This window comes from Geodermatophilus sp. TF02-6, assembly GCF_003319115.1.
Taxonomy (GTDB): Bacteria; Actinomycetota; Actinomycetes; order Mycobacteriales; family Geodermatophilaceae; genus Geodermatophilus.
Genome location: NZ_QOHF01000043.1, coordinates 1 through 12,063, shown reverse-complemented (window position 1 = coordinate 12,063; position 12,063 = coordinate 1). Strand labels below are relative to the sequence as shown.

General features: G+C 76.7%; 12 protein-coding genes. 5 read left to right on the top strand and 7 right to left on the bottom strand.

Going from position 1 to position 12,063, the window contains the following annotated elements:
- Nucleotides 1-119: 119 nt before the first annotated feature.
- Both DQ238_RS22345 and DQ238_RS22335 read left to right on the top strand, forming a co-directional pair.
- Nucleotides 120-1,190, top strand: a complete 1,071-nt coding sequence (locus tag DQ238_RS22345) for a ThiF family adenylyltransferase (protein ID WP_113783447.1) — start codon at nt 120-122, stop codon at nt 1,188-1,190.
- A 190-nt stretch (nt 1,191-1,380) separates the two neighbouring features.
- The gene (locus DQ238_RS22335; protein ID WP_113783445.1) at nt 1,381-2,703 is read left to right on the top strand and encodes an AarF/ABC1/UbiB kinase family protein; all 1,323 of its coding nucleotides are present in this window, start codon (nt 1,381-1,383) and stop codon (nt 2,701-2,703) included.
- A gap of 17 nt (nt 2,704-2,720) precedes the next feature.
- Here DQ238_RS22335 and DQ238_RS23425 read toward each other — a convergent pair whose 3' ends face one another.
- The 4 genes from DQ238_RS23425 to DQ238_RS22320 form a co-directional block, all read right to left on the bottom strand.
- On the bottom strand, nt 2,721-2,885 hold the full coding sequence (locus tag DQ238_RS23425; protein WP_199506518.1) for a hypothetical protein: 165 nt from the start codon (nt 2,883-2,885) through the stop codon (nt 2,721-2,723).
- A gap of 270 nt (nt 2,886-3,155) precedes the next feature.
- Nucleotides 3,156-3,407, bottom strand: a complete 252-nt coding sequence (locus DQ238_RS22330; RefSeq protein WP_305037584.1) for a WhiB family transcriptional regulator — start codon at nt 3,405-3,407, stop codon at nt 3,156-3,158.
- A 228-nt stretch (nt 3,408-3,635) separates the two neighbouring features.
- Nucleotides 3,636-3,974 carry a hypothetical protein gene (locus DQ238_RS22325; RefSeq protein WP_147263186.1) on the bottom strand — a complete coding sequence of 113 codons (339 nt, stop codon included), beginning with the start codon at nt 3,972-3,974 and terminating at the stop codon, nt 3,636-3,638.
- 182 nt (nt 3,975-4,156) lie between these two features.
- The gene (locus DQ238_RS22320) at nt 4,157-6,175 is read right to left on the bottom strand and encodes an ATP-dependent helicase (RefSeq protein ID WP_113783442.1); all 2,019 of its coding nucleotides are present in this window, start codon (nt 6,173-6,175) and stop codon (nt 4,157-4,159) included.
- Nucleotides 6,176-6,318: 143 nt separating this feature from the next.
- On the opposite strand from DQ238_RS22320, the gene DQ238_RS22315 reads away from it, so the two are divergent.
- From DQ238_RS22315 to DQ238_RS24020, 3 genes are all read left to right on the top strand, one after another.
- Nucleotides 6,319-6,582 (top strand): mycoredoxin, encoded by a 264-nt coding sequence (locus DQ238_RS22315; protein ID WP_113783441.1) that lies wholly within the window; start codon nt 6,319-6,321, stop codon nt 6,580-6,582.
- Between the two features lie 214 nt (nt 6,583-6,796).
- Entirely contained in the window at nt 6,797-7,384 is a 588-nt protein-coding gene (locus tag DQ238_RS22310) for an ANTAR domain-containing protein (RefSeq protein ID WP_113783440.1), read from the top strand.
- 311 nt (nt 7,385-7,695) lie between these two features.
- Nucleotides 7,696-8,031: a hypothetical protein gene (locus DQ238_RS24020; protein ID WP_233496218.1), complete on the top strand. Its 336-nt coding sequence runs from the start codon at nt 7,696-7,698 to the stop codon at nt 8,029-8,031.
- 109 nt (nt 8,032-8,140) lie between these two features.
- Here the strand turns inward: DQ238_RS24020 and nudC are convergent, their stop codons facing one another.
- From nudC to DQ238_RS22290, 3 genes are read right to left on the bottom strand one after another with little or no spacing between them, the layout of a single operon-like run.
- Nucleotides 8,141-9,109 (bottom strand): NAD(+) diphosphatase, encoded by a 969-nt coding sequence (gene nudC, locus DQ238_RS22300; protein WP_113783439.1) that lies wholly within the window; start codon nt 9,107-9,109, stop codon nt 8,141-8,143.
- Nucleotides 9,106-10,473 (bottom strand): pitrilysin family protein, encoded by a 1,368-nt coding sequence (locus DQ238_RS24305; protein ID WP_113783438.1) that lies wholly within the window; start codon nt 10,471-10,473, stop codon nt 9,106-9,108. Before DQ238_RS24305 ends, nudC begins: the two co-directional genes overlap by 4 nt.
- Nucleotides 10,470-11,741: a pitrilysin family protein gene (locus DQ238_RS22290; RefSeq protein WP_233496216.1), complete on the bottom strand. Its 1,272-nt coding sequence runs from the start codon at nt 11,739-11,741 to the stop codon at nt 10,470-10,472. Before DQ238_RS22290 ends, DQ238_RS24305 begins: the two co-directional genes overlap by 4 nt.
- Nucleotides 11,742-12,063 lie beyond the last annotated feature (322 nt).

Below are 12,063 nucleotides of genomic sequence, written 5' to 3'. Positions count from 1 at the left end.
CCGTCTCGCAGATCTCACGCTGGACATCAACGGTGTCGAGCGAGCAGGGCGATGACGAGGCGGCACCTCGGGCGCATCACCGACCCAACCAAGATCGGTGACGGATGGATGGTGCACCAGTGAGCGACACCGCGCACCCTCTGCTGCCCGCGACCGTCCCGCTGCTGCGACTGGCCGGCCCGGGTGGCACCGACACCGTCCAGGTGGGTGGGGTCGACTCCTCCGACGGCCTGCTGGTGACCCCCGGCGCCGGTGAGCTGACCGCCCTGCTGCGGGGGCTGGACGGGCGGCGCGCCCAGCGCACGGTCCTCACCGAGGCGGCCCGCGCGGGCCACGATCCCGCCGCGGTCACCGCCCTGCTCGACGGTCTGCGCTCGACCGGGCTGCTCGTCGACCTGGAGGCCGCCGACCTGCTGGCCGCCGACGCCGGGCCGGCCGCCGCCGCGCGGACGCGGGCCGAGCTGCCCGCCGCCGCGGACCGGGCGGCCGGCCGGTCCCGATGGCGGCCCCGCCGGGCCGCGGCGGTCGTCGTCGAGGGGGCGAGCCGGGTCGGGGTGCCGTTCGCCGCGGTCCTGGCGGCCAGCGGCGTGGGACGGGTGAGCGTCCGGGACGACGGGTTGACCACGGCCGCCGACGCCGTCGTCGGTGGGCTCGGCGCCGCCGACGAAGGGCGGCCGCGTGCCGTGGCCGCGGCCGACGCCGTCCGCCGGGCCAGCCCGCTGACCGACCTGCGCCCGCTGCCGGCCGGCAGCGGCCCCGACCTCGTCGTCCTCACCCGGCCGTGGGCCGCCTCGGACCCGCTCGCCGCGCAGCTGGGGCGGCAGGGCGTGCCGCACCTGGTGGCCACCGTCCGCGGGGAGACCGGGGTGGTCGGGCCGCTGGTGGTCCCCGGGGTCACCAGCTGCCTGCGTTGCGCCGACCTGCACCGTCGGGACGCCGACCCGCGCTGGCCGGCACTGGCCGCACAGCTGACCGCCGAGGACGCACCGCCCGCCGGCGCGACGGTCACCTGCCTGATGACGGCGGTGACCGCGGCCGTGCAGGCGCTGGCCCACCTCGACGGCACCGGAGCGCCGGTGACCCTCGGCGCGACGGTCGAGCTGCGAGCGCCGGACCTCCTCCCGCGCATCCGCACGTGGCCGGTCCACCCCGACTGCGACTGCGTCCCGGCGCCCGGCGAGGGGACGTGACCACCCTCGGCCAGCGCTGCGACCACTCGACAGTGGACAATGACGGCAGTGTGTCTCCGGGCCAGGACGCCGACCAGGTGCCGCCGCGACCGCGGCCGATGGCCGGGAGGGCCGTGACCGAGCTCGCGGCCCCGCGCAGGCGCACCACACCGGCGGCCACCCGGCCGACCAGCGCCAGCGAGGAGGACACGTGACGGAGACCGGTCGGGAGATCCCACGGGGCTCGGTCTCACGCACCGCCCGCCTGGCCTCCCTCCCCCTGGGCGCCGCCGGCCGGGCCACACTGGGCATCGGCAAGCGGCTGTCCGGCCGGCCGGCCGAAGCGGTCACCGCCGAGCTCCAGCAGCGCACCGCCGAGCAGCTGTTCGCCGTCCTCGGCCAGCTCAAGGGCGGCGCGATGAAGCTGGGGCAGACCCTGTCGGTGTTCGAGGCCGCGGTGCCCGAGGAGGTCGCCGCGCCCTACCGCGAGGCGCTGGTGAAGCTGCAGGAGGAGGCGCCGCCCATGCCGGCGCGCACCGTGCACGCGGTGCTCGCCCAGCAGCTCGGCGGCCGGTGGCGGGAGCGTTTCCGCCACTTCGACGACGCGCCCGCGGCCGCGGCCAGCATCGGGCAGGTCCACCGGGCGACCTGGCGGGACGGCCGGGACGTGGCGGTGAAGATCCAGTACCCGGGGGCGGCCACCGCCCTCATGGCCGACCTCAACCAGCTGGCCCGCTTCGCCCGGCTCTTCGCCGCGCTCTTCCCCGGCATGGACGTCAAGCCGCTCATCGTCGAACTCAAGGCCCGGGTGGTCGAGGAGCTGGACTACGCGCTGGAAGCCGACGCGCAACGCGGCTTCGCCGCCGCCTACGCCGACGACCCGCAGATCGTCGTCCCCCGGGTGGTGGCCAGCGCGCCCAAGGTGATCGTCTCCGAGTGGCTGGACGGGACGCCGCTGGCGAAGGTGATCGCCTCGGGCACCCGCGAGGAGCGCGACCGCGCCGGCGTCCTCATGACGGTGTTGCACTTCTCCGGACCCCAGCGGGCCGGGTTGCTGCACGCCGACCCGCACCCGGGCAACTTCCGGCTCACGGACGACGGGCGGCTGGGGGTGATCGACTTCGGCGCCACCGCCCGGCTGCCCGACGGGCACCCCGAGCCGATCGGCCGGCTGGTGCGCTGGGCGCTGGAGGGCCGCGCGGAGGACGTCCTGGCCGACCTGCGCAAGGAGGGCTTCGTGCGCCCCGGTGTCGAGGTCGACGCCCAGGGCGTGCTGGACTACCTGCGGCCCCTGCTCGCCCCCATCGAGGGCCCCTACTTCCACTTCACCCGGGCGTGGATGCAGGAGCAGGCCGCCCGCATCGCCGACCCGCGCACCGAGGCCAACCGGCTCGGCCGGATGCTCAACCTGCCCCCCGCCTACCTGCTCATCCACCGGGTGACGATCGGGTCGATCGGGGTGCTCTGCCAGCTCGACGCGGCCGGTGACTTCCGCAGCGTCATCGAGGAGTGGCTGCCCGGCTTCACCGCCTGAGCGGCGACCGGGGTCCTTCAGCGGACGGCGGCGCTGGCCCGCGCGGCCCGGCGCGTCGCCTGCTCGGCGCGGCGGATCCAGCGGCGGGCGGTGCGCAACCGGTGGGCGCGCGCCGCGGCGTCGGCCTCGGCGCGCAGCTCGCGCAGCCGGTCGACGGCCAGGGCGTACTCGATGGTGTGCACGGTGGGTCCTTCCGTCGTCGGTGGGTGGCCCGCTCGCGGGCGGACCAGTACTGGGGGCTCGTACGGCCCCGGTGAGGACCCCGGCCCGAGGCTCACCGGCCCCGTCCCGGGTCCCGCCGGCCCCCTGCAGGTGGAAGGACCCCCTCCTCCCCACCCCTCGCTCCGCTCGGGGCGGTGCCCGGGAGGGGGCCTGGCGCGAGCTTGCGAGTGGCGGGGGGCAGGGGGTCTTCTTACGAGGGGCGGGGAGGACGGGGTCCTCACCGGGGTCCGTCACGCGGCGGCCACCTTGCGGGGGCGTCCCCGCGGCCGCTTGCGGGCGATGACCACGCCGCGCTCGAAGATCTCGCCGCCCCAGACGCCCCAGGGCTCGCCGCGGTCCAGCGCGCCGGCCAGGCAGGCGTCCCGGACCGGGCAGTCCGCGCAGAGCGTCTTGGCCTCCTCGAGCTGGGCCGGGCTCTCGGCGAACCACAGGTCCGGGTCGGTCCGGCACGGCAGCGGGTGCCGCACCGGAGCCGGGGCCACCGGGAGCACGGGCCGTCGGGGAAGGGGTCCACCGGTCCGGGGGAGCCCGGGTCGGCGGTGGGACGTCGGACGGTCGACCGTCGGCTGCACTGCCGCTCCTCGTACTCGTCGTCTGCGGCCGGCGGGTCCCGCCGACCGGGGGTCGGGACCGGGTGCCGCGGGCGCCGATGAGAGAGGCCGCGGATCCCGGGTTCGGGTTCCGCGGCCTCGAGGAGGACCGGTCGAGCGCTAGCTCAGCGGTCTCCTCGAGGAGGGGGACCCGAGGGTGGGGTCGTCGTGCTCGCTGTCCTGCTGCTGGGAGGCGGTGGTGCCGATGACCTCGACGGCCGGGGCGTCACCGCGGGCCGTCGGGACGAGGGCGAACACCGAGGTGCCGAAGACACCGGCGCCCCTCGGCGGAGCCCCGACGACGCGGGGAGCGGGGACGCCGGTCACGGCAGCGGTCAGGGGCAGGTCGCGCAGGCGCAAGGCTCCCGGCCGCTCGGCGGTGCAGGCAGCCGGACGCGCAGCGAGGCCCACCGGGCCGCACGCCCCGGCGGAGTCGGTGGTCCACATCGTCGTGATCACGGCGACCACCTCCTCGGGCTCGGGCCCGGCCGCTCGGCCGGTGCCGGGTCTGGCGCGCTCCGGACGTGCGTCGGGGCGTGCAGAGGACGGTAGGGCGCCCCGGATCGGCCGGTCAACGGGATTAACGGGCCGCCGTCCCCCGAGCGGGTGCTGCTCCGGCGGGCGTGACGCCCGGCGAGCGGTCAGGAGCCGACGGTCGCCAGCACGTCCGCGCCGTAGAGCTCCAGCTTGCGGGCGCCGACGCCGGGCAGCGCGGACAGCTCACGCAGGGACGCCGGCCTGGTCTCGGCGATGGCCTGCAGCGTCGCGTCGGTGAAGACGACGTAGGCCGGGACCGACGCCGACGCGGCGGCCTGGCTGCGCCACGCGCGCAGCCGCTCGAACAGCTCCCCCGCCTCGCCCTCGAGCACCACCTTGGCCCGCTTCTGCCGGCGCGGTGGAGGCGGCGCGGTGGGCGTGGAGCCCGGCACCAGCCCGTCGAGGAAGCGGCTGCGCGGCCGGGACCGGCGGCCGCCGGGGTTGCGGGCCAGCGACCACGACAGGGCCAGCTGCTCGCGGGCCCGGGTGACGGCGACGTAGAGCAGCCGCCGCTCCTCCTCCACCGCCTCCGGCCGGGACAGCGACTGGGAGATCGGGAGGACGCCGTCGACCAGGCCGACGACGAAGACGGCGTCCCACTCCAGGCCCTTGGCCGCGTGCATCGAGGCGAGCGTGACGCCCTGCACCGTCGGCGCGTGCTGGGCGTCGGCCCGGGCGGCCAGGTGGGCGACGAAGCCGGCCAGGTCCATCGTGGGGTCCTCGGCGACCAGGTCCACGGCGAGGTCGACCAGGGCCGCGAGCGACTGCCAGCGGTCGCGCGCCGCGCCACCGGGCGGCGGCCGGTGCTCGACCCAGCCCATCGAGGCCAGCACGTCGCGCACGGCCGGCACCAGCGGCTCGGCGCCCCCCGCCGCCGCGCCGCGCAGCAGCAGCACGGCCTCCCGCACCTCCGGCCGCTCGAAGAAGCGCTCCCCGCCCCGGACGACGTACGGGACGCCGACGGCGGACAGCGCGTTCTCGTACACCTCGGACTGGGCGTTGATCCGGAACAGGACGGCGATCTCGGCGGCCGGCGTCCCGGCCTCGACGAGCGCGCGGCAGGCCTGGGCGACGGCGGCGGCCTCGGTGGGCTCGTCGGGGTGCTCGGAGAAGCGGGGCGCCGGGCCCTCGGCGCGCTGGCCCAGCAGCCGCAGCCCGGGTAGCCCCCTGCGCGGCGGCGCCTGCCCGATCAGCTTGTTGGCCAGCGACACGACCTGCGGCGTCGAGCGGTAGTCGCGCTCGAGCTTGACCACCTCGGCGTCGGGGTAGCGGTCGGCGAAACCGAGCAGGTGGTCGGGGTCGGCGCCGGTGAACGAGTAGATCGTCTGGTTGGGGTCGCCCACCACGCAGACGTCGGCCCGCCCGCCCAGCCAGGCGTCGAGCAGCCGCTGCTGCAGGGGGTTGACGTCCTGGTACTCGTCGACGACGAAGTACCGGTACTGGGCCCGCACCTGCCGGGCGACGTCCGGGTGCTCCTCCAGCGCGAACGCGGTGACCAGCAGCAGGTCCTCGAAGTCGAGCGCGCCGTCGCGCTGCTTGGCCGACTCGTAGCCGGCGTAGACCTGGGCGACGGCGGCCGGCTCGAACGGCGGCTCCCGGCCGGCGGCCTGCGCGCGGACCGGGTAGTCCTCCGGCGTGGCCAGCGTGGTCTTGGCCCACTCGATCTCGCTGGCGAGGTCGCGCAGGCTGGTGCGGTCGGTGGACAGCCGGGAGCGGGAGGCGGCGGAGGCCACCAGCCGCAGCTTGTTCTCGATCAGGTCGGGCATCGGCCCGCCGAGCACCCGGGGCGCGAAGTAGCGCAGCTGCCGCAGAGCCGCGGCGTGGAAGGTGCGCGCCTGCACGCCGGCCACGCCGAGCCCGGCCAGGCGGGACCGCAGCTCCCCGGCGGCCCGGGCGGTGAAGGTGACGGCGAGGACCTGCTCGGGCACGAAGGCCCCGGTGTGCACGCCGTAGGCGATCCGGTGGGTGATCGTGCGGGTCTTGCCGGTGCCGGCACCGGCCAGGATGCACAGCGGCCCGGACACCGCCTGCGCGGCGGCGCGCTGCTCGTCGTCCAGCTGGGCGAGCACCGCCTCGGCACCCGCGCCCCGGACGACCCGGGGTGCACCGGCGATCTGCGACATCGGCCCCCCGTCTTTCGTCCCGTCGGCCGCTGCCATCCTCCCAGCCGGAGCCGACAGGCGGGGGAAGCATCCCCAGAGTGGCGACGTTGGGTGTCGTGGTGGTGCGGAGGTCCCGCGTCCACCGCCCGACAGGAGGACGCCCGATGACCGCCTCGCCCGCCGCCGTCACCATGTACACCACCACCTGGTGCGGGTACTGCATGCGGCTGAAGAAGCTCATGCAGCGGGAGGGCATCGAGTACGCCGAGGTCGACATCGAGCGCGACTCGGCCGCCGCGGACGTCGTCATGCGGGCCAACGGCGGCAACCGCACCGTCCCGACGCTGGTCTTCGCCGACGGCAGCGCCCTGACCAACCCGAGCATCGACCAGGTGAAGGCCCAGCTGGCCCAGGCCGCAGGCGCCTGACGGCGAGTGGTCCTCCCCCGGCGCTGGGCGAGGAGGCATGATCGGCGCAGGACGGGTCGTCCCCCGACCCCCTGCCGTCCCGGCTCGTGGCCGGGCCCAGCCCCCACGGAGGTCGCCCCGTGAGCCAGAGCGCTGACCGACCGGAGTGCACCGCGGTGCCGCAGGGGCGACGGGCGGGCGTCGTGGAGGAGGCTGAGGTCGTGGAGGAGGCTGCGTGAGCTCGGGGGTCGAGCACGCACCCGCAGCGGCCGTCTGCCCGGACGAGGTGGTGGTCGTCGTCCGCAGCGCTCGCGGGTGGTCGGTGCTCTCCCCCGGCCGGGTCGACGACGTCGGCGGCCTCGTGGAGGGGATCTCCCTGGCCGACCTGGTCGCCGAGGAGCTGGGCGCGCTGGTCGAACCCGACCGCGACGCCCGGCGGGCGGCCCGCGGTCCGGCCGGGGCCGCCGACCCGGACGCCGACCCCCGCGACGCGCGGCTGGCCGCGTTGGAGCGGACCGTCGCCCAGCTCGAGCACGCCCTGGCCGCCCGGGTGTCCACCGAGCGGGCGATCGGCGTGCTGGCCGAGCGCCACGGCACGACGCCGCGGTCGGCCTTCGAGCTGCTGCGCGACCAGGCCCGGTCGCAGGGCCGGGCGGTCCAGGAGCTCGCCCGTCAGGTGCTCGACGGCCTCGCCTGCCGGGCGGAGGCGACCGGGGCCGACGTCCCCGCCCCCCTGTCGACTCCGCTCCGCGACCCCGGTGCCGGCCGGTCGCCCCGCCTCTGCGCCCGAGCCGGCCGCGGGGCCGGGGAGGACCGGCCCTGACCCGTCCGCAGCCGCTGACGCCCGAGGCGCTCGCCGACCGGCTGGCCGCGCTGCTGGCCGACCGCGAGCCCGAGCCCGGGGCGAGCGCGCTGCGGGTCGCCGTCGACGGTCCCGACATCACCTGCCCGACCGACCTGGCCGCGGCGCTCGCCGACCGGCTGCCGGCCCTGGGCCGGCCGGCCGTCGTCGTCCCGGCGGCGGGCTTCCTGCGTCCGGCGTCGCTGCGGCTGGAGCACGGGCGCACCGACCCCGACGCCCGCTACACCGACTGGCTGGACGCCGGCGCCCTGGCCCGCGAGGTGCTCGACCCGGTGGGCCCGGGCGGCTCCGGCGAGTACCTGCCGGTGCTGTGGGACGTCGCCCGCGACCGGGCCGCCCGCGTGCGGCCGCAGCCGATGCCATCCTGCGGGGTACTCCTCGTGCCGGGTCCGCTGCTGCAGGGGCTGGGCCTGGCCTTCGACGTCGTCGTCCACCTGCGGGTCGCGCCCGCGGCCCGGCGGCGGCGCACCCCAGCCGAGCAGGCGTGGGAGTTGCCCGCCTTCGACCGCTACGACGCCGAGGTCGACCCGGTGGCGCTGGCCGACGCCGTGGTGCTCACCGACTCCCCCGACCACCCGGCGCTGCTGCTGCAGGGCTGCTTCACCTGAAGAAGGACCCCCTTGCCCTCCACAGTGGAAGGACCCCGTCCTCCCCACCCTTCGCAAGCTCAGGCCGGGACCCGGGACGGGGCCGCGGCGGGACCCTGCAAGGGGCTTCTCAGGGTTCGCCGGCGACCCACCGGTCGATGATGTGCCGGGCGATGGAGACCGCCGGGGGCAGGACCCGCGGGCCGGCGCCGGAGCGCAGCTCGTCGCGGGTGAACCAGCGGGCCTCCTCGATCTCGGTGGGATCCAGCCGCAGCGTGGGGTCGCCGTCCGCCCGGGCGGTGAACCCCAGCATCAGCGACTGCGGGAACGGCCACGGCTGGCTGGCCACGTAGCGGACGTCGGTGACCTGCAGCCCGACCTCCTCGGCGACCTCGCGGGCCACCGCACCCTCCGCGGACTCCCCCGGCTCCACGAAGCCGGCGAGGATCGAGAACCGCCCCGGCGGCCACACCGCCTGCCGGCCGAGCACGCACCGGTCGCCGCCGTCGTGGACCAGCATGATCACCGCGGGGTCGGTGCGGGGGAACAGCTCGGCGCCGGTCTCCGGGTCGCGCTGCACCCAGCCCGCCCGCTCCACCGTCGTCCGCGCCCCCGACAGCGGGCTGAAGCGGTTGCGCTCGTGCCACTCGAGGATGCCGATGGCCTCGGCGAGCAGGCCGGCGTCGAGGTCGCCGAGGTCCGCGCCCAGCTCCCGCAGCCCGGCCCAGGTGTCGACCGGGCGCCCGTCGACCGCCAGCTGCCGTTGTCCGCGGACGGCGGCGTAGGGCACCCCGTCGGCCTCGCCGAGGAAGACGGCGCCGTCGGGCAGCTCGGCCCGCTGCGCCCAGAGCAGCCGGGGCCCGCCCTCGCCCTCGAGGACGGGGACGGTGCGGCGCTCGTCGACGACGAGGACCCGCACGGGGCGGCCGCCGGTGGGGTCGGGCAGGGACCGCGCCAGGTGGCTGCGGTCGTGCGCGGAGCGGGAGAGCACCGGCACCGAGCCGGGTCGCGTCGGGCCGCTCTCCGGCCACACCACGGCCCCGTCGTCGGCGGGAGGCGGGTTGTCGGCCGGGCTGCTGCCACCCGCCGGGACGCTCATGCCGGGTCCGGCGAGGCCGCGCCGGCGGTGACCTCGACCGGGCCGAGGACGGGCAGCTCGTCGGCGACCCGCGCGGCGTCACCGACGACGACGGCGGTCAGCCCGGTCGGCCGCAGGTAGCGGCGGGCCGCCTCCTGCACCTCGTCGACGGTGACCCGGGCCAGCGCCTGCTGGTGCTCGGCGAGCCACTCGGGTGGGAGCCCGGATCCGGCCAGCGCCGACAGCGTGCTGGCCAGCCCGGCGTGGGTCGCCGTGGACAGCGCCATGCTGCCCAGCACGTAGCGCCGGGCGGCGTCGAGCTCGTCGGCGGTGACCGGGGTCAGCGCCATCCGGCCCAGCTCGTACCAGGTCTCCAGCAGGGCCGGGGCGGTGACCTCGGTGGCGACGTCGGCCTCGACCAGGAACGAGGAGGCGGCCGCCAGGTGGTCGACCGAGCTGCGCGGGCTGTAGCTGTAGCCGCGGCGCTCGCGGATGTTCTCCACCAGCCGGGAGGAGAAGTAGCCGCCGTAGACCATGGTGGCCAGCCGCACGGCGGGCAGGTCCGGATCGGTGCGGCTGGGCGCGGGACCGCCGAGCCGCAGGTTGGACTGCACCGCGCCGGGCCGGTCGACCAGCTGCAGCGGGCGGGGGGCCGACTCGGGCGCCGGCGGGGCGGCGACCGCCGTCCCCTCGCCGGTCCAGCCGCCCAGCGCCGTGGCCGCGGCGTCCACCGCGGCGGCCGGGTCGAGGTCGCCGACCAGCACCAGGGTGCTGCCGGCGGGGAGCACCCGTTCCCGGTGCAGCCTGCGCAGCGCCTGGCTGCGCACGGCGGCGACCAGCTCGGGGGCGGGCAGTTGTTCGGCGTAGGGGTGGGCGCCGTAGCGGCGGGCGGCCAGCGCGGTGCGGGCGATGACCCCGGGCTGGGAGCGGGCGATGGCGATCCGCTCGGCGACCCGGGCCCGCTCGGCCGCCACCCGGTCGGCCGGGTAGGCGGCGTCGGTCAGCACCTCGGCCAGCACGCCGAGGACCGGCGCGAGCCCCTCGACCAGCAGGGTCGTGGAGAACAGCAGCCGGTCGGGGTCGGTCGAGACCGCGAGCTCTCCGCCGTGGGCCTGCACCAGCTCGGCGATGCCGGTGGCGTCGTGCGCGCTCGTGCCGAGCAGGACCGCGCCGGAGAGCACCGCGGTGCGGGCGGCGTGCTGCGCGGCGGTGCGCGCCGTCGCGGCGGCGAACGGCACCCGCAGCCGCAGCTCGACCAGCGGGACCCCCGGCCGGGGGACGACGACCAGCCGCAGCCCGTTGGGGAGGGTCTGCTCGGTGACCGCCAGCTCGGGCTGGGGCCGGGGCTCACCCAGCGGCGGGACGAGGTCGAGGCCGCTGCTCATCGCCGTCCTCCCGTGGCGCGCAGTTCCAGGACCGCGACGGTGCCGGGGTCCAGCCCGCGGGCGGCGCTGCGCACCTGTTCGGGGGGGACCGCGGCCAGCCGGGCGGCGAGCTCCCCGGCCAGCTCGGCGCGGCCGTGGACCAGCTCGGCGTTGGCGAAGGCCAGGGTGCGGCCGAGGACGGAGTCGGCCTGGCGCAGGAGCTGCGCCTCGGCGCGGGCCTGCACGCGGGCCAGCTCGTCGGCGCCGACGCCCTCGTCGGCGATCCGGCCGATCTCCTCGTGCACCGCGGAGACCACCTTCTCGGCGGTCACCGACGCCGGGTGGTGCACCTGGGTGGTCAGCAGCGTCGCGTCGCGGACGTCGAAGGGGTCGCCGAACAGGCCGACGTAGCTGCTCTGGGCGATGGCGAGCTGGTCGTCGTGCACCAGCCGGCGCTCGAGGCGGGAGGCGTCGCCCTCGCTGAGCAGCTCGGCGAGCAGCACCGTGCCCAGGTAGGTGTCGAGGTCGCCGACCGGGTCGGGGACCCGCCAGCCGAGGGCCACCGCGGGCGCCGGGGCCAGGTGGTCCTCGACCACGCCGGAGCGGACGGCGGTCGGCGACGGCTCGCCGGTGTACGCCGCCGGCGGCACCTGACGGGCCTCGATGGGGCCGAACCACCGGCGGACCAGCCGCTCGGTCTCCTCGATGTCGAGGTCACCGCCCAGGCACAGGACGGCGTTGCCCGGCGCGTAGTAGCGGTGGAAGAAGTCGGCGGCGTCCTCGACGGTGGAGGACTCCAGGTCGACGAACGACCCGTAGCCGTCGTGGGTGTTGGCGAAGCTCGCGAAGGCGACCTGCGGCAGCTGCAGCCAGGGGAACGCGCCGTAGGGGCGGTTGAGCACGTTGACCCGGATCTCCTCCTTGACCACGTCGATCTGGTTGCGGAGGTTCTCCTCGGTGATCGCCGGCGCCGCCATGCGGTCGGCCTCGAGGAACAGCGCGCGTTCGAGCGCCTCGGCCGGCAGCGCCTCGTAGTAGTTCGTGTAGTCCTGGTGGGTCGAGCCGTTGAACGTGCCACCGGCGGCCTGGACCAGGCGGGCGTGCTCCATCTTGGGCACGTTGGCCGAGCCCTGGAACATGAGGTGCTCGAAGAGGTGGGCGAACCCGGTGCGGCCCTGCGGCTCGTTGCGCATGCCGACGGCGTAGGAGACGGTCACGGCGACCACCGGCACGCTGCGGTCGGGTGCGAGCACCACCCGCAGCCCGTTCTCCAGTCGGAAGCGCTCCACCGGGTGCCGGAGGGTGAGGTCAGCCCCAGCTGCTGTCACGCAGCGACAGTAACCGGGCGCGGGGACACCCCGCCGGGCGGTGGACCGGTCGTGGGGTGAGGACCTCCACCATCGCGACGATCATGAAGTTGCGGATGCGACACGCCGCCGTCCGACCGCGTGTCACTTCCGCAACTTCATGATCGTCGGTGAGACCGGGCTCGACGCCGATCGGGGACGGCACGTGGCCGCGGTGGCCGGGAGGAGCGGGGCCCGCAGGGTCCCCGACGAGCGGCCGGACGGGCTCGACGCCGATCGGGGACGGCACGTGGCCGCGGTGGCC